Source organism: Hymenobacter sp. BT559 (assembly GCF_016427535.1).
Taxonomy (GTDB): Bacteria; Bacteroidota; Bacteroidia; order Cytophagales; family Hymenobacteraceae; genus Hymenobacter.
In genome coordinates this window covers 987,300-1,003,043 of record NZ_JAELXV010000002.1, presented here as the reverse complement: position 1 = coordinate 1,003,043, position 15,744 = coordinate 987,300, and the positions used below count along the sequence as shown (strand labels likewise).

The 15,744-nt window shown below is 57.3% G+C and carries 18 protein-coding genes; 8 read left to right on the top strand and 10 right to left on the bottom strand.

Going from position 1 to position 15,744, the window contains the following annotated elements; all coding sequences use genetic code 11:
- Positions 1 to 24: 24 nt before the first annotated feature.
- From prmA to JAO77_RS10685, 6 genes are all read right to left on the bottom strand, one after another.
- A complete protein-coding gene (gene prmA, locus JAO77_RS10710) occupies positions 25 to 855 on the bottom strand; it encodes a 50S ribosomal protein L11 methyltransferase (protein ID WP_198990329.1) in 831 nt (276 codons plus the stop codon).
- 89 nt (positions 856 to 944) lie between these two features.
- Positions 945 to 1,298: a 7(1) septoil knot domain-containing protein gene (locus JAO77_RS10705; RefSeq protein ID WP_198990328.1), complete on the bottom strand. Its 354-nt coding sequence runs from the start codon at positions 1,296 to 1,298 to the stop codon at positions 945 to 947.
- Positions 1,299 to 1,411: 113 nt separating this feature from the next.
- The gene (gene tpiA / locus JAO77_RS10700; RefSeq protein ID WP_198990327.1) at positions 1,412 to 2,179 is read right to left on the bottom strand and encodes a triose-phosphate isomerase; all 768 of its coding nucleotides are present in this window, start codon (positions 2,177 to 2,179) and stop codon (positions 1,412 to 1,414) included.
- Between the two features lie 73 nt (positions 2,180 to 2,252).
- Complete coding sequence (locus tag JAO77_RS10695; RefSeq protein WP_198990326.1) at positions 2,253 to 3,041, bottom strand: TspO-related membrane protein; 789 nt, start codon at positions 3,039 to 3,041, stop codon at positions 2,253 to 2,255.
- A gap of 93 nt (positions 3,042 to 3,134) precedes the next feature.
- On the bottom strand, positions 3,135 to 4,061 hold the full coding sequence (gene cysK / locus JAO77_RS10690) for a cysteine synthase A (RefSeq protein ID WP_198990325.1): 927 nt from the start codon (positions 4,059 to 4,061) through the stop codon (positions 3,135 to 3,137).
- Positions 4,062 to 4,152: 91 nt separating this feature from the next.
- A complete protein-coding gene (locus JAO77_RS10685; protein WP_198990324.1) occupies positions 4,153 to 4,995 on the bottom strand; it encodes a serine O-acetyltransferase in 843 nt (280 codons plus the stop codon).
- A gap of 208 nt (positions 4,996 to 5,203) precedes the next feature.
- Between JAO77_RS10685 and JAO77_RS10680 the strand changes: the two genes are divergently transcribed.
- Complete coding sequence (locus JAO77_RS10680; protein ID WP_198990323.1) at positions 5,204 to 5,515, top strand: cupin domain-containing protein; 312 nt, start codon at positions 5,204 to 5,206, stop codon at positions 5,513 to 5,515.
- Positions 5,516 to 5,580: 65 nt separating this feature from the next.
- Here the strand turns inward: JAO77_RS10680 and JAO77_RS10675 are convergent, their stop codons facing one another.
- Positions 5,581 to 6,564 carry a YheT family hydrolase gene (locus JAO77_RS10675; RefSeq protein ID WP_198990322.1) on the bottom strand — a complete coding sequence of 328 codons (984 nt, stop codon included), beginning with the start codon at positions 6,562 to 6,564 and terminating at the stop codon, positions 5,581 to 5,583.
- Positions 6,565 to 6,768: 204 nt separating this feature from the next.
- Between JAO77_RS10675 and rpsT the strand changes: the two genes are divergently transcribed.
- Positions 6,769 to 7,020, top strand: coding sequence for a 30S ribosomal protein S20 (rpsT, locus tag JAO77_RS10670; RefSeq protein WP_144852434.1), 252 nt, complete (start codon positions 6,769 to 6,771; stop codon positions 7,018 to 7,020).
- Between the two features lie 191 nt (positions 7,021 to 7,211).
- Here the strand turns inward: rpsT and pyk are convergent, their stop codons facing one another.
- Both pyk and JAO77_RS10660 read right to left on the bottom strand, forming a co-directional pair.
- A complete protein-coding gene (pyk, locus tag JAO77_RS10665) occupies positions 7,212 to 8,654 on the bottom strand; it encodes a pyruvate kinase (RefSeq protein WP_198990321.1) in 1,443 nt (480 codons plus the stop codon).
- 13 nt (positions 8,655 to 8,667) lie between these two features.
- On the bottom strand, positions 8,668 to 9,093 hold the full coding sequence (locus JAO77_RS10660; protein WP_198990320.1) for an IPExxxVDY family protein: 426 nt from the start codon (positions 9,091 to 9,093) through the stop codon (positions 8,668 to 8,670).
- Between the two features lie 176 nt (positions 9,094 to 9,269).
- Between JAO77_RS10660 and JAO77_RS10655 the strand changes: the two genes are divergently transcribed.
- The 3 genes from JAO77_RS10655 (at position 9,270) to rnc (ending at position 11,996) form a co-directional block, all read left to right on the top strand.
- Positions 9,270 to 9,506 (top strand): acyl carrier protein, encoded by a 237-nt coding sequence (locus tag JAO77_RS10655; RefSeq protein WP_068229068.1) that lies wholly within the window; start codon positions 9,270 to 9,272, stop codon positions 9,504 to 9,506.
- A 210-nt stretch (positions 9,507 to 9,716) separates the two neighbouring features.
- Complete coding sequence (fabF, locus tag JAO77_RS10650; protein WP_198990319.1) at positions 9,717 to 10,973, top strand: beta-ketoacyl-ACP synthase II; 1,257 nt, start codon at positions 9,717 to 9,719, stop codon at positions 10,971 to 10,973.
- A 288-nt stretch (positions 10,974 to 11,261) separates the two neighbouring features.
- Positions 11,262 to 11,996 (top strand): ribonuclease III, encoded by a 735-nt coding sequence (gene rnc / locus JAO77_RS10645; RefSeq protein ID WP_198990318.1) that lies wholly within the window; start codon positions 11,262 to 11,264, stop codon positions 11,994 to 11,996.
- Between the two features lie 5 nt (positions 11,997 to 12,001).
- On the opposite strand, the gene JAO77_RS10640 is transcribed toward rnc, so the two are convergent.
- The gene (locus JAO77_RS10640; RefSeq protein WP_198990317.1) at positions 12,002 to 12,502 is read right to left on the bottom strand and encodes a hypothetical protein; all 501 of its coding nucleotides are present in this window, start codon (positions 12,500 to 12,502) and stop codon (positions 12,002 to 12,004) included.
- A gap of 67 nt (positions 12,503 to 12,569) precedes the next feature.
- Between JAO77_RS10640 and nadE the strand changes: the two genes are divergently transcribed.
- The 3 genes from nadE (at position 12,570) to JAO77_RS10625 (ending at position 15,642) form a co-directional block, all read left to right on the top strand.
- A complete protein-coding gene (nadE, locus tag JAO77_RS10635; RefSeq protein ID WP_198990316.1) occupies positions 12,570 to 14,501 on the top strand; it encodes an NAD(+) synthase in 1,932 nt (643 codons plus the stop codon).
- A gap of 228 nt (positions 14,502 to 14,729) precedes the next feature.
- A complete protein-coding gene (locus JAO77_RS10630) occupies positions 14,730 to 15,365 on the top strand; it encodes an RNA polymerase sigma factor (protein ID WP_198990315.1) in 636 nt (211 codons plus the stop codon).
- Entirely contained in the window at positions 15,358 to 15,642 is a 285-nt protein-coding gene (locus JAO77_RS10625; protein ID WP_198990314.1) for a hypothetical protein, read from the top strand. The genes JAO77_RS10630 and JAO77_RS10625 overlap by 8 nt, the downstream gene beginning before the upstream one ends.
- Positions 15,643 to 15,744: the final 102 nt, after the last annotated feature.

The following is a 15,744-nucleotide window of genomic DNA, read 5'->3' as shown; positions in this document are numbered from 1 at the left end:
TGCCTGGCCTAATTGCCCGGCGCCCTACAATTTTGTAAAAATAGCAGAAATCCAATTACGCAGCTCACGATGACGCTCGTAGCGAAGCCCCTGCCGGGTAGCCTCGGCCGTAATCTTGGCTAAATCTTCCTCATAAAACCCGCTGAATAAAATTGGTTTCCCACTGGGCAGCAGGGCCGCGTAGGCGTGCATGTCTTCTAGCAGCACGTTGCGGTTGATGTTGGCCAAAATGATGTCAAACGGTTCTTCACCAGCCAGCACTTCCACCCCACCTAGGCGGCACTCGATGGTGCGGCAGTTGTTCTCAGCGGCGTTGTCGCGGGCGTTTTCTACGGTCCAGGGCTCCACGTCTACGGCCAGCACCTGGCGGGCGCCCAGCATCTCGGCCATGATAGCCAGAATGCCCGTGCCGCAGCCCATGTCCAGCACGCGCTTGCCGTGGTGGTCAATATCCAGCTGATTTTCAATCATGAGGGCGGTCGTTTCGTGGTGGCCTGTGCCAAACGACATGCGGGGCATGATTTCTAGGTCGTACTCTACGCCTTCAGGCTTGGGGTGGAAAGGTGCCCGCACCGATACCCGGTCGGCAATGATGAGCGGTTGGAAGTTCTTCTCCCACTCAGCATTCCAGTTCTGACGCGTGATGATGCGGTGCGAATAGCTGAGCTCGCCCATGCCTTCGTAGCGGCTCATGATTTCGGCTACTGCGTCGGCATCAAATTCTCCTTCGCCCGTGTAGCCACAAAAGCCTTCGTCGTTGTCCTCAAACGTATCAAACCCTACTTCGCCCAGCTCGGCTACTAAGATATCAGCCAGCTCGCGCGGGGCTTGCACCCGCAGCTCTATATAATCCATGCTTTGTTAATCTATAGGAAATGTCCAACTCTTTAGCCCTAGGTTCCTGTCTGGCTTCGCAAGTCATCAAGGGCGCCACCTAGGGCAACTCAGTTCGTTTTGCACCCTGCAAACGACCGCACCTTGATGTAATGAATGGAAAACTCAGCCAAGTTGCGGTCGGACGTTACAAACAAGTTGTAATCAGCAAACTGACGGTTTTCGGCGGGGTACCACAAGCCAGCTTTATCGGCAAACAGCTTGTTATTCTCCTGGTACACAAGCACGTCAGCGAAGGCTTCTTCGGGCTCGATGTACACCGTAGCGAAGCAGTTACTGCGCAGGCGCGGGTCAGTTTCGAGATAAACAGACCCGTAAATTTTACATGGTTCTATACTGGCGGCCGGCGCCGGCGAAGCCGGACGCAGGGCAAGCAGCGCCGTAAGCAGAAAGGAGAATAACATAGCGACAAGGTGCTGAGTAGCCTAAAAGCAGTGACTTAGCAAACTACATGCTAGTCCTACGTTGCGTTCGGCGCCACGCTTTTCTTACATGCTGGCGCCGAACGCAACTAAGCTTAGAACGATTGCACAATCGTCACGAAATCACGCGATTTCAGCGACGCGCCACCGATGAGGCCGCCGTCCACGTCGGGCTGGCTAAATAGCTCGCGGGCGTTTTGGGCATTGCACGAGCCACCGTAGAGGATAGCCGTGTTGTTAGCTGCCTCGGCGTCGTAGGCGCCAGCTATTTGCTCCCGGATGAAGGCGTGCACTTCCTGTGCCTGTTGGGTCGTAGCCGTTTTGCCGGTGCCGATAGCCCAGATGGGCTCGTAGGCAATGACCACCTTGTCAAACTCCTCGTTGCTGAGGTGAAACAAACCATCTTTCAACTGCTTGGCGATGAAGTCGAAAGTCTCTTCTGCCTCACGGGTTTCCAGGCTCTCGCCTACGCAGAAAATGGGGCGCAGGCCGGCACCTAGGGCGGCTTTCAGCTTCTGGCTCAGCAGTTCGTCGTCTTCGTGGAAGTACTGGCGACGCTCCGAGTGACCCAAAATAACGTACTGGCAGCCTACAGATTGCAGCAGCTTGGCCGATACTTCGCCGGTGTAGGCGCCGCTTTCCTTCTGGTGGCAGTTTTGAGCACCTAGGGCCACGTTGCCTCCCTCATTCAGCAGGCGGCCCACGATGGGCAGCAGCGGAAACGACGGGCAGATAACTACCTGCGGCGCGTTGGCACCGAGCTGCTCATCGTGCAACATTTGCACGATTTCAGAGGTCAGGGCCTGCGCCTCGGGCAGGGTGAGATTCATTTTCCAGTTGCCGGCAACAAATTTTTGACGCATTGCGTGGAGCGATTAATGTAGAACCAAGAGTGGGCAAAAGTACGGCCGGCTGCCGCACGGGCGCGCCCCTCCCCTACACAGCCGGTTTGGGTCGGCGCTTATTCCACATCCACACCCCTAGGGGCGCTAACACTACCAGCAGAATAGCCGTGGTCAGGGCCACCGCCGCCACCGGCGGAATGGTTTGGCGCTGAGCCACCCAGGTGCCCACTAGCCCCCAGGCCACTGGCACTGGTAGCAGCAGGTCGTGCCCCCGCACAGCCAGCACCAACGCTAGCAGGCCCGCCACTTTAGCTAGCTGCACGCAGCCCTCGATGGTGGCGCTGTCCGACCATTGCCAGCCGAAAGCATCGCGCAAGCCAAAAATTATATTCAGCACGGTGGCCAGTAGTATCCAGCCTAAGTATAAACTCAAAAACCACGTGGGCCAGGCCGGGGCTGCGCCGGCCAGCACCAGCCGCCGGGCCCGCGCGTAAGCCAACGCCAGCAGCACTAGCAGCGTCAGCATCACGCCCAGGCTCAGCCCGATAAGCTCGTAGCTGAACGCCAGCGTCCAGCCGGTAGTGGCCAGTACGGCCAGCGTCAGTACCAGTGTGAGGCGGGCCGGCAGCGGCGTGCGCTGCGCCTGCGGTAGCAGCTGCCAAATAGTGTATAAGACTAATCCACTGAAGATTATACCCCAAATGCTAAACGCATACCCGGCAGGCGTCAGGCAGGTGGGGTGGCGGGCCGACATCTCGCCGTTGCTGAGGGCCCCAGCGGGCGGGTGGGCATTGTACAGGTAATTGACGTAGAGGCAAGCCACAACGGCTAGCGGCAGCAGCCAGCGCCAAAAGCGCCCGGTGGGAGCAGAAGTTTCCATGCGCACGCTTACGAAAAAAGAAAAAGCGGGACTGTTGCCAGTCCCGCTTTTCATTGATTAGTCGCTACGCTGCGCAAAACAGCGCCCTAGGTGCTACACAAACAAGCCTTCTACAGACAAGTAGCGCTCGCCGGTGTCGTAGCAGAAGGTGAGGACCTTACCGCCCTGCGGCACTTCGGCCAGCTTTTTGGCCACGGCGGCCAACGAAGCGCCCGACGAGATACCGCACAAAATGCCCTCTTCGGTGGCGGCGCGGCGGGCCATTTCGAACGCCTCGTCGCGGCTTACCTGAATGGTGCCGTCCAGCAAATCGCGGTGCAGGTTATCCGGAATAAAGCCGGCGCCGATGCCCTGGATGGGGTGCGGCCCCGGGGCGCCGCCGCTGATAACGGGCGACAGTTCGGGCTCCACAGCGTAGGTTTTCATGTTTGGGAACAGGGGCTTTAACACCTCCGTCACACCCGTGAGGTGGCCGCCCGTGCCCACACCCGTGATGTGAAAGTCGAAGCCGCCTTCCGGAGCATCGCGCAAAATCTCCTGGGCTGTCGTTTCGACGTGGATTTTGATGTTGGCCTCGTTCGAAAACTGCATGGGCATCCAAGCGCCCGGCGTGGTGTCTACCAGTTCTTGGGCTTTGGCAATGGCGCCTTTCATACCCTGCTCGCGAGGCGTCAACTCTAGGTTAGCGCCATAGGCCGACATCAGGCGGCGGCGCTCGATGCTCATGCTTTCGGGCATCACCAGCGTGATTTTGTAGCCTTTCACAGCCGCCACCAAGGCCAAGCCCACGCCCGTGTTGCCCGAGGTAGGCTCCACAATGGTGCTATCCTTGGTCAGAATGCCATCTTTTTCGGCCTGCTCTATCATGCTCAGCGCAATGCGGTCTTTGATAGAGCCGCCGGGGTTTTGGCGCTCTAGCTTTATCCACACTTCTACGTCGGGCCGCTCGGCGGCAAAAATTTTGTTGAGTTTGACCAACGGCGTGTTGCCGATAACGTCGAGAATGGAATTAGCTTTCATTGGTCTGAACTATCAGCTATCAACTGGCAGCTTTTTTGGGTGGAATAAAAGGATGCTATTAGCTAACAGCTAGGCGCTAATAGCCAAGAAACTAAATAACAAACATCAATTCACCGGCAGGGTCATCTTGGCGCGCCATGTGCAGCTGCGCCCGGTGGTACACGCGCGAGTGCGACGGCACGCTCTCGGTCAGCCACACGTTGCCGCCGATGATGCTGCGCGTACCAATCACGGTGCTGCCCCCTAGGATGGTCGCATTGGCATAAATCACCACGTGGTCCTCGATGGTGGGGTGGCGCTTGAGGCCCTGTTGGTTTTTAGTCACGCTGAGCGCCCCTAGGGTCACGCCCTGGTATATCTGCACGTGCGCCCCAATGTGGGCCGTTTCGCCAATGACGATGCCCGTGCCGTGGTCAATGCAAAAAGCAGTGCCAATGCGCGCCCCGGGGTGAATATCAATGCCGGTTTGGCGGTGCGCATACTCGCTCAGCATGCGGGGCAGGCGGGGCACGCCGCGCAGGTGCAGGGCGTGCGCCAGCCGATGCATAGCCGTAGCGTAGAACCCAGGATAAGAGCTTATTACCTCGGCCATGCCTTGGGCAGCGGGGTCGGCAGCCAGGGTGGCAGCCGCGTCGCGCAAGAGCGCCTCGCGCAGCAGCGGCAGTTGTGAAAATAAAGTACTGGCCAATTCGGCCGGGGCGGCCGGCAACTCGGGCATCAGAGCCAGCAATTCGGTTAATTCCGATTGTAGCTGGTAGAACGTAGCCGCAATGGCATCGGCACTAGCTAGCGGCCGGGCAGCGCGCTCCGGAAATAGAAGGCCTAGTACTTGCTCGGCCAGGGCGCAAAAGGCCGGGCCGGGCAGGGCGGCGGGCACGGCCGCGTGGGCCTGTGCCAATTGCGCAGCAAATCGTTCGGCGACGGCAGTGGACACGGCAGAATCATGAGTGAGAAGACTAGGTAACTCGGCGGCAAGTATACATCACGCGCCGTTACCGGCTGGCATTTCAACCAGTAGCTTACCTGAAGGTTTATCACAACCGTAGCCCCATCCCCTGCGTTAGCCAGCCAGTACCGTGCGGAGCGGCTCTCCGCGTTTCTTTTTCCTTACACTACGGAGTACTGCTCCGTTTACTGCTTCTATGTCAACCACCAACATCAACGCTGCCGACGCGCCCGCTGGCGACCAAGGTGAAAAAAAACTGGCCGCTGGCCACCACGTGGCCCTGCGCCTCTGGGAAGATGAGCAACCCGGCGAGCCCAAGCCCCTCAGCAACCGCCCCTACGAAACGGTGGGCTACGTGCTCAAAGGCCGCGCCGAGCTACACCTCGAAGGCAACGTGACGACGCTGGAGCCCGGCTCGTCGTATCTCGTGCCCCAGGGTGCCTCGCATACCTATAAAATTCTAGAAACCTTCTCGGCTGTAGAAGCCACTTCGCCGCCCGCCAAATAAGCGTCGGCCTTTAAGTTTTGAGCCCGGACAAGCAACCGCATAGGTTGCTTGTCCGGGCTCTTTTGCTAGCCGGACACAGCCCGCGTAAAGAAGTCAACCGCTCGCCGCTCTGAGTAGTACCTGCCACTAGGCGCCCCCTCGGCAAAGCCCACGTGCCCACCGGCCAGGGGCGTTTCCAGAAAAAAGCAGTCGCTGGCCGCCGCCACGTCCCTAGGGTAGCACGAAGCCGGCAAAAAGGGGTCGTTCAACGCATTGACCAGCAATGTCGGAATTTGGATAGTAGCTAAATATTGTCCCGAGGCAGCGTGCGCATAGTAGTCGTCGGCCGAGGCAAAACCGTGTAGCGGCGCCGTATAGCGCTCATCAAACTGCGGAAAATCGCGCAGGGTGTCCAGCTCCGCTAAGTCGAGCTGCCCCGGCAAATACGCCGCTTTCTCGCGCATCTTATTGCGGAGCGACGCCATAAAGCGGCGCAGGTAAATATGATTTTGCCACCGGCTAATGTGCAGCGAGCTTGCTTTAAGGTCGGTAGGCACGGAGAACACGGCCGCTCGGCGCACTTGCGGTGGCACCTGGGCCGGCTGTTCGCCCAAGTATTTCAGCGTAACGTTGCCCCCGGCCGAAAACCCCGTAAGCACCACTTCCTCATAGCCTTGCGCCTCGATGGCGTAGCGAACCACAGCGGCGAGGTCGCCCGTATCGCCTAAGTGGTAAGAGCGCAGCAAGCGGTTGGTTTCGCCGCTGCAGCCCCGATAATTCCACCCTAGGGCGTCGAATCCGGCTTGGTTGAGGGCGCGCGCCATGCCCCGCACGTAAGGCCGGTTGCTATCGCCCTCCAGGCCATGCGAGATGATACCTAGCTTCTGGGCTCGTGCGGACTGAGCCAGCGACCAGTCTAGGTCCAGAAAATCGCCATCTGGCAGTTCAAGCCGCTCGCGCCGGTAGGCTACTTCCGGCACCCGCCGCAGCGTGCTGGGCACGATAGTCTGAAGGTGGCCGCTGAACAATAGCGGTGACGGACGATAAGCGGAGGTAGCAACTAACGGCATTACCCCCGCAAAATTACGCCCTAGGTCCATTTATACTGGGTGAGCTTACGTAAGCCGTCTTGTGGCACGGCAGATTTTGCGGGTGTTCCTGCGCGCCATTTTTAGCCAACACTAGGATAAGCTAAGTATTCTTATTACCTTTGCCCTCCCAAACGTGAAAACCACAGCTAATCTGCTGTTCCTCTATAGAATTCTTTTTTTGTCATGGCAAACCACAAGTCGGCTATTAAGCGCATCCGCAGCAACGAAGCGAAGCGTGTACTGAACCGCTACCAGCACAAGTCTACCCGCACCGCTATCAAGAAGCTGCGTGGCACCACCGATAAAACGGCTGCTCAAGAGCTGCTGAAGAAAGTAACGTCGATGCTGGACCGCCTGGCCAAGAAAAACATCATCCACAAGAACAAAGCTGCTAACAACAAGAGCAAGCTGACAAAACTCGTTAACGCGCTTTAGCGCGAGACGGGTTCTAGCGGGGCCAAACTCTGCCGCCCCACCGTTTGGTCCCGCGCCTCTTATCCGCAAGCCCCGCCCCTACCGGCGGGGCTTGCAGCGTTTGGAGTTATTCCAATTTTGGCTTTTAAGTATAGCCATTAAAAAAGGCCGCCTATGTGGGCGGCCTTTTTTAATGGCTGATAAGCTAAGACTTAGGCCACGCTTACTTTCACCATGTTGGCACGACCCTTATCGGTAATTGGCAGCGTGGCGGTGTTGATGAACACATCGCCCTTTTGCAGGTGGCCGGTGGTAGTGAGTACGTAGCGGATGTCAGCAATCGTGCTGTCGGTGCTATTGAAACGGTCGTAGTAGAACGAACGCACACCCCACACCAGGCTCAGCACGGTGAGCAGGGCGCGGTCGTCGGTGAAGATAAAGATATCAGCTTTGGGACGGTACTTGGCGATTTGGAAAGCCGTGTAGCCGCGATGAGTCATGCCAGTAATCACTTTGGCACCGGTGTTCTTAGCCAAGTGGCAAGCTGCCGACAACACGCTATCGGCCATGAAGCTAGGTGACGTAGCGTCAACCGGCCACCACTTATTAAACAGCTTGGGGCTACGGCTTTCTACGCTCTTAATAGTACCGACCATCGAGCGGATAACCTCGGCGGGGTACTGGCCCACGGCGGTTTCGGCCGAGAGCATTACGGCATCGGCACCGTCGATAACGGCGTTGGCTACATCGCTGGTTTCGGCGCGCGTGGGGCGAGGGGCCGTTATCATCGACTCCATCATTTGCGTGGCCACAATGACGGGCTTGCCGGCTTTGTTGCACTTCTCGATAATCATCTTCTGTGCCATCGGCACCTCCTCCATCTTCACTTCCACGCCTAGGTCGCCGCGGGCTACCATTACGGCGTCGGTGAGAGCGATAATCTCGTCGATGTTACGCAGGCCGTCGGGCGTCTCAATCTTAGCGACTACGCGCGTCGTTTTGCCCGATTCAGCAATGATATTCTTGATGAATCGAATATCATCGGCGCGGCGAGCAAAGCTCAGGGCCACCCAGTCTACGTCGTTCTCGAGGCCAAATTTCAGGTCCTCTATATCTTTCTCTGTCATGCTCGGGGCCGATACCTCCGAGTCAGGCAGGTTGATGCCCTTGCGGGGCTTCACAATGCCGCCGTAGATGACTTCGCACTCTACTTCCTTTTCGCGGTCGGTGGCGAGCACGCGCAGCTCTAGTTTGCCATCATCGAGCAAGATGCTGTCGCCGGGTTTCACGTCGCGGGGCAGGCCTAGGTAGATAGTTGCTAGGCGTGTGGCAGTGCTCACCTCTTTTTCACCCGCCACAATCGTGATTTTATCACCGGGCTTAATCTCTACCTGGCCACCTTCCACTTCACCTAGGCGAATCTTGGGGCCCTGCAAGTCCTGCAGCAGGCCTACGTTGGTGCGCAGGTCTTTATTGAGGCGGCGCACGGTATTAATAACCGAGAGATGCTCCTCATGAGCGCCGTGCGAAAAATTGAGGCGAAACACATCAACTCCCTCACGAATGAGCATGCCCAGCCGCTCGTAGGTGTTAGAAGCGGGGCCAACGGTGGCCACAATTTTGGTTTTATTGAACGAAGTGGAAATGGGGTCCATGCGGGGAGAGGCGTTAAAAAATCAGGTTTTCCTTGTATTTCAATTCGTAGGGGTCAAACTCGCTGGCATACCGCACAGCGGGCACTGCCGTGAGGCGGTCAAGCAGCTCGGTGCCGGCCAGTTCATCGGCCCCGCCCTGCACTTGCAGCAGGTAGTCGTATTCGCGAATGTCGGGCGCTAAAAAAGGCTTGGCTAAGATGGAAGGCGGCAAGGCCCGGTTGCGAAACAGCCGCAAAGTAAGTGCCTCCTTGGCGTAGAGGTAGTAGCTAAAGGCCAGTGGCCCCTGCTGTACCAGGTTTAGCACAAAATCGGGTTGCCGCACCAGGCGCAGGCGCAAAAAGCGATTGAGGGCCCAGGCCAGCGTATAATCTTGGGTGCTGGACACGAGGCCAAAAAGCGCAAAATCGCAGTCATACTCAGCGTCCAGGGTCAGGGTCATCAGGGGCAGCGGTAGGCGGCGGCAAGCTGCAAAGCTACGGATTTTGCCGGCCCGGCAAGGGCCCTCGAAAAGGCAGGGGCCAAAATCTTGTACGTGCCGCAAAAAGCCGATTCGCAGGACGGATAAAAAAAGTGACGTTACTTTGCAGGCAAGTTTCCTCTTAACCCACGACTGCAATGTCTGAAATCGCCGAAAAAGTAAAAGCCATCATTATCGACAAGCTGGGCGTTGAAGCCTCGGAAGTAACTCCGGAAGCCAGCTTCACCAACGACCTAGGTGCCGATTCGCTCGACACCGTGGAGCTAATCATGGAGTTCGAGAAAGAATTCAACGTTAGCATTCCCGACGACCAGGCTGAGAACATTCAGACTGTGGGTCAAGCCGTTAGCTACCTCGAAGAGCACGCTAAGTAAGTTTCTACCCTGCGCTCGTCAGAGCGTATTGTCTAAGAAATTGCCTGAACCGGCCGGCACGCCGCCGGCCGGTTTTGCTGTTTATCAGAATAGCTATTAGCCACTAGCTTTTGGCTGCTAGCTTGCTCGATTTACAAGAAGCTAGTAGTCAACTACTAGTAGCCATTAGCCACTTAATAATAAAATACGCCGCCCACCGGCGTCTGCTTTATGTCGTCAATTCGTCGCGTCGTTGTAACCGGCATCGGGGCCATTACTCCCCTGGGCAGCACTGCGCCTGCCTACTGGGAAGGGCTAAAAAATGGCGTCAGTGGGGCTGCCCCCATTACGCGCTTCGACGCCACCAAATTCAAAACGCGCTTTGCCTGCGAGGTAAAGAATTATAACCCCCTCGATTATTTCGAGCGCAAGCAAGGCCCCAAAATGGACTTGTTTACGCAGTTCGCCGTCATCGCTTCCGACGAGGCTATCGCCGACGCGGGCCTGCTGACGGGCAACGTTGATAAAGACCGGGTAGGCGTTATTTGGGGCTCGGGCATCGGCGGGCTAAAATCGCTGCAAGAAGAGTGCTTCCAGTTTGAGCGCGGCGACGGCACCCCCCGCTACTCGCCTTTCTTCATCCCGCGCATGATTGCCGACTCATCGTCGGGCAATATTTCCATTAAAAATGGCTTCCGCGGGCCCAACTACGTGACGACTTCGGCCTGCGCCTCGTCGAACGACGCCATTATCGCTGCCTTTAATAACCTGCGCTTGGGTCTGGCCGACGTTATCGTGACGGGTGGTTCTGAAGCGGCCATTACTGAATCGGGTGTGGGCGGCTTTAATGCACTAAAAGCCATGAGCGAGCGCAACGATGACCCGGCGTCGGCGTCGCGCCCTTATGACAAGGAGCGCGATGGCTTTGTGCTGGGCGAAGGCTCGGGCGCGCTGGTGCTCGAAGAGTATGAGCACGCCAAGGCACGCGGCGCTAAGATTTACGCCGAGCTCATTGGCGGTGGCATGTCGTCGGATGCGTACCACATCACGGCTCCCGACCCTAGCGGCTCGGGCGTGGTTTTGGTAATGCAAAATGCGCTACGCGATGCGGGTATTCGCCCCGAGGAGGTTGACTACATCAACACCCACGGCACAAGCACGCCCCTAGGTGATGGCGCTGAGATTAAAGCCATTGAAACCGTTTTTGGAGAGCATGCGCCCAAGCTCAATATCTCCTCTACCAAGAGCATGACCGGCCACCTGCTAGGTGGCGCGGGCGGCATCGAGGCGGTGGCTTCTATCATGGCCATTCAGCACGGCCTGGTGCCCCCTACTATAAATCTGCACACGCCCGACCCGGAAATCAACCAAGCGCTGAATTTCACGCCCAATGTGGCGCAGGCGCGCGAAGTAAACGTGGCCGTGAGCAACACCTTCGGGTTTGGCGGCCACAACACGACGGTTGTATTCCGCCGCTTGGCCGAGTAGACCGCAGATTCAAACGGATTTGTAGGATGAAACGGATACGCCCGCTGCGCAGACTGGCTAAGCCAGCGTAGTGCAGCCGGGCGTATTTACCGTTTTCAGTAGTTTCAATCGCTTGACTACTGCCTACCAAAAACCGAGTTATTTACTGCGATACTGCAGTTGTCGCACAATATTCACTGCAAATGACTAGCTCACATGTCCCAACCAGCCTGTTAGCACAGTCAACCCAGCTTGCTAGCGCAGCGGGCGTATCCGTTCCATCCTACAAATCCGTTTGAATCTGCGGTCATGGCACTTCCTCTTTTCGGCCTGTTTCGGCGGCTGCTGGGCAGCGACAAGCAGTTTCGGCAGGCCGTGGCCACGGTTATTGGCCAAGACCCGCAAAATGCGCGGCTATACCAGCTAGCATTTACGCACTCGTCGGTGGTGCGAGCCGAGCCCGGTGCGGGCCGCCACCAAAGCAATGAGCGGTTGGAGTTTTTGGGCGATGCGGTGCTGGGCACGGTGGTGGCCGAGTACTTGTTTCGCAAATTCCCCTACGAGCAGGAAGGCTTTCTGACCGAAACCCGCTCGCGCATTGTCAACCGCGAGAGCCTGAACGCCATTGCCTTAAAGCTGGGTCTCGACAAGCTGGTGCAGCTCGATAGCACCCAGACGCGGGCCGCTCGCTCGCGCTCGGTAAACGGCAACGCGCTCGAAGCTTTGGTTGGCGCCGTGTACCTAGACCTAGGGTATAAATCAGCCCGTAAGTTTGTGCTTAAAGGCTTAATCAAGCCATTTGTGGACGTTACGGCTCTCACCACGACCACCTCTAATCATAAGAGCAAGCTCATTGAATGGGCGCAACGCAACGGCAAAAACGTGCGCTACGAAATCAGTGGCGAGCCGCGGCCGGGTGGTGTAATGGAGTTTACAGCCACCGTGCTGCTCAATGAGGAAGTAGTGGCTACCGGCATGGGCCTTAATAAAAAGCAGGCTGAGCAACTGGCCGCCGAACGCGCACTGGCGGCCCTAGGGGTATAGCGAGGCTAATCTATTGAATCGGGGTTGATCAAATAGTTGTACTCAACACGCCTCAGCTTACCACTGGCAAACGTGCACGTGAGTTGCACGAAATTTTCCATGCCGTCGGTGAATGCATACGTAGTATAAGTTGGGCTAAGGTGCAGGGTTCGGCAGAAAACTTCTTTCGTTACACCAATCTTCAGCCCACCAAAACTGACTTTGGTTGAGGTGAAAGTTGCGCCAAGCAGCAGCGTATTGTAGCGGTTTTTAAACAACTCTAGGTGGTCAGTGGGGGTTATAGCTAGCAGCACAGAATCCTTTATCGCGGGCTCGTGGCGGTTTCGTCTTACTTGTTTTAGTTTGAGGTCGGCACGGTAAAGCTGGTATAAGCGGCTGGCTTCTAGCCCCGCCGTAAGCTGCTCAAATAGAGCAGTATTGCTTGAACTTAACAGCAGAGGTTTACTTGATTGACCGGGTGCTACCTGAGTGAGCAGGCAAAAACAAGTACTGAGCAATTGGCGCATATTATCCGTATAGCGAGTAAACGCGAAGTTTATTTGCTCAATATAGTTCTCCCGAATTGCTCTTAGTATGCGTCTTGCCGGTGCCGCCCTCAACCAGATTCCGTTTGACTGGAATCATAATATTCAAAATATTAGCACTGCCATTGAGCAGGCTAAGGCCGATGGCGTAGAGCTGCTGTGCTTGCCCGAGCTGTGCCTGACGGGCTACAACTGCGAAGACCTGTTTCTGAGCGACTGGCTGCCCGCGGCGGCCATGGAGCACCTGCAAAAAATTCGGCCGCTCACACACGGCATTTGCGTGGTAGTGGGGCTGCCCGTGCGCCTGCACCACTACACCTACAACACGGCTGCGGTGCTGCGCGACGGCGAAATCCTAGGTTTCGCGGCCAAGCAATTTCTGGCTAATGATGGGGTGCACTACGAGACGCGCTTCTTCGTGTCGTGGCCGGCAGGGCAAACAACGACTGTGGAGCACGGGGGTGAAAGCTGGCCCTTGGGCGACCTCACGTTTGAGCACCACGGTGTGCGGTTTGGCTTTGAGATTTGTGAAGACGCCTGGCGGCCCGACGATGTGCGGCCCGCTTGCCGCCTGCGCGGCAAGGTTGATTTAATAGTGAACCCTTCGGCCAGCCACTTTGCCATGAGCAAAACGGATGTGCGCTACAAGCTGGTTCTTAACTCGTCGCGCAACTTTGCTTGCACATATCTCTACGCCAACTTGCTGGGCAACGAGGCTGGCCGCACCATTTACGACGGGGAGATACTGGTGGCGCGCAATGGGCATCTACTCAAGCGCAACCAGCTGCTCAGCTTCAAGGAAGTAGACCTAGAATGGGTAGACGTGGACTTTGACGAGCCGCTGGAAGTGGTTGAGTCCATTGTGCAGCTGCCTGAGCCCGACGAGTACCGCGAGCTTAACCAAGCCATCAGCCTGGGACTGTTTGACTACCTACGCAAGGCGCGCAGCCGGGGCTTTGTGCTGAGTTTGAGCGGTGGCGCCGACTCGTGCTTTTGCGCCGTAGCCGTGGCCGAAATGGTGCGCCTAGGTGTGGCCGAACTAGGTGAGGAAGAATTCAAGCGCCGTAGTGGCGCCTTTGATGCAGCAAAAACCGAAATAGTACAGCCGGGCGCGGGTGGCACGGCGCACCAGCAGGCCACCGATGTGGATAACCCGGCTGAGGCGCAAAATCAGAAGCCAGAGACGGCTAACCAGAAACTTGTCAACCATTTGCTGACCTGCGCCTACCAGGGCACCGTCAACTCTTCGGAAGACACGCTAAACTCGGCAAAGGAGCTAGCCGATAGCCTAGGTGCTCGGTTCTTCGACTGGACGATAGATGACGAAGTAACCGGCTACGTGGGTAAGATTCAGCACGCGCTGGGCCGCGAGCTTACCTGGCAAACCGACGACCTGGCGCTGCAAAATATTCAGGCGCGGGTGCGGGCCCCCGGCATCTGGCTGCTGGCCAACGTGCAGAATTGCCTGCTCATTACTACCAGCAACCGCTCGGAGGCCAGTGTGGGCTACTGCACCATGGATGGCGACACAGCGGGCAGCATCTCCCCCATCGCGGGCGTCGACAAAGACTTTGTTAAAAAGTGGCTGCGCTGGGCTCAAATGGCCCTCGGCTACGAAGGCCTGCGGCACGTGAATGCCCTGCAACCCACCGCCGAGCTACGCCCCTTGGCCGACAAGCAAACCGATGAGCGCGACCTCATGCCTTACGTGCTGCTCAACCGCATCGAGCGGCTAGCTTTCTACGACCGTCTATCGCCAGCGGCCGTACTGGCCCAGTTGGTAGCCGAAGAGCCTAACTATGAGCTCGACCAGCTGCGCACGTATGTCAAGCGTTTTTACCAGCTCTGGAGCCGCAACCAGTGGAAGCGTGAGCGCTACGCGCCTTCCTTCCACCTCGACGACTACAACGTGGACCCACGCTCATGGCTGCGCTTCCCCATTCTAAGCGGCGGCTTTGGCGAGGAACTGGCGGGGCTCTAGGCTTACTGTTGAGGTGAAGAGATAGGTGGTTTAATCGCGGGCCCTACCAGCACTATGGTAGCTTCTACAATTAAACCACCTGCTCTTTTCAAATTAATTATGCTGACAGCTAACGTTTTATTAAAAACAAGAATAAGCTTGCGCAAGTTTTGTGCAGCATCGGCACCTAAGAGACAGTAGCGCTAGCCGCTGCCCCCACCTCTACGCTGCCAAGCTGCGCTGGTCTTTATGGCTTACAGCCTCTCACTACCCCTGTGCTTCAACTCATTGCCTAAGTCTGACCTAGGCGTTGTGGTGGCCGATGCGGAGCTAGTAGCGCAGCTTCAGCAAGGGAGTGAGGCTGCTTTTCGCAGCCTTGTGGAGAAGTACCAGCAGCGTGTGTACAGCACGGCTTTTTCGTTGTTGCGCTCGGCAGAAGAGGCTGAGGACGTAGCCCAAGAAGTTTTTGTGGAGGTTTACCAAACGGTGGCCAAATTTCGGAGCGAAACAACTCTGAGCACTTGGCTCTACCGGCTGGCTACTTCGCGGGCACTACAGCACCGCCGGCGGGCTACTGCCAAAAAGCGCTTTGCTTATTTTACCAGTCTACTAGGCTTACAGAACCAAGTACTGCACGAGCCGCCCGACCACGCGCACCCGCTGGCGCTGCTGGAAGGTGAGCAACAGCTGCATCTGTTGCTCAGCTACATTGGGCGCCTGCCTAGCCAGCAGCAAATAGCTTTTACGCTGCGCCACGAGCAGGAACTGAGCTACGACGAAATAGCGGCGGTGCTTGATACCACAGTTTCGGCGGTCGAGTCTTTATTGTTTCGGGCGCGGCATACCCTACGCCAGCACCTCCACGCATCCTTTCGCCATGCCTAATCCAATTAGTCAGCCCGGCTCCGACCAAGAATGGGAGGCACTACTGCAGCAGCTTCGCAAGCAGCCAAGGGCGCAGCCACGACCGTTTTTTTACGCCCGGGTTCAGGCCCGGCTTACGGCTCAGCTGCCACCTAGGGGCTGGTGGCTGCCCGACTGGGCACGCCGCCCGGCCTACGTAGCGCTGCTAGGCATGCTGATACTAGCCGTGAGCGGCGATGGCGCGGCCCTGCGCCCGGCAATGGCGACAAACCAGCCGGCCTCCTCATCGCCACACTAACACTTGGCGGGCCCGACGTGGGCGCTTAGTAGCTCGCCGCCGGCTAACGTCAGCCTCCACCTACTTTTCTAGCTGGCCGCCGAAGAAATGGCGAGCCCAGGG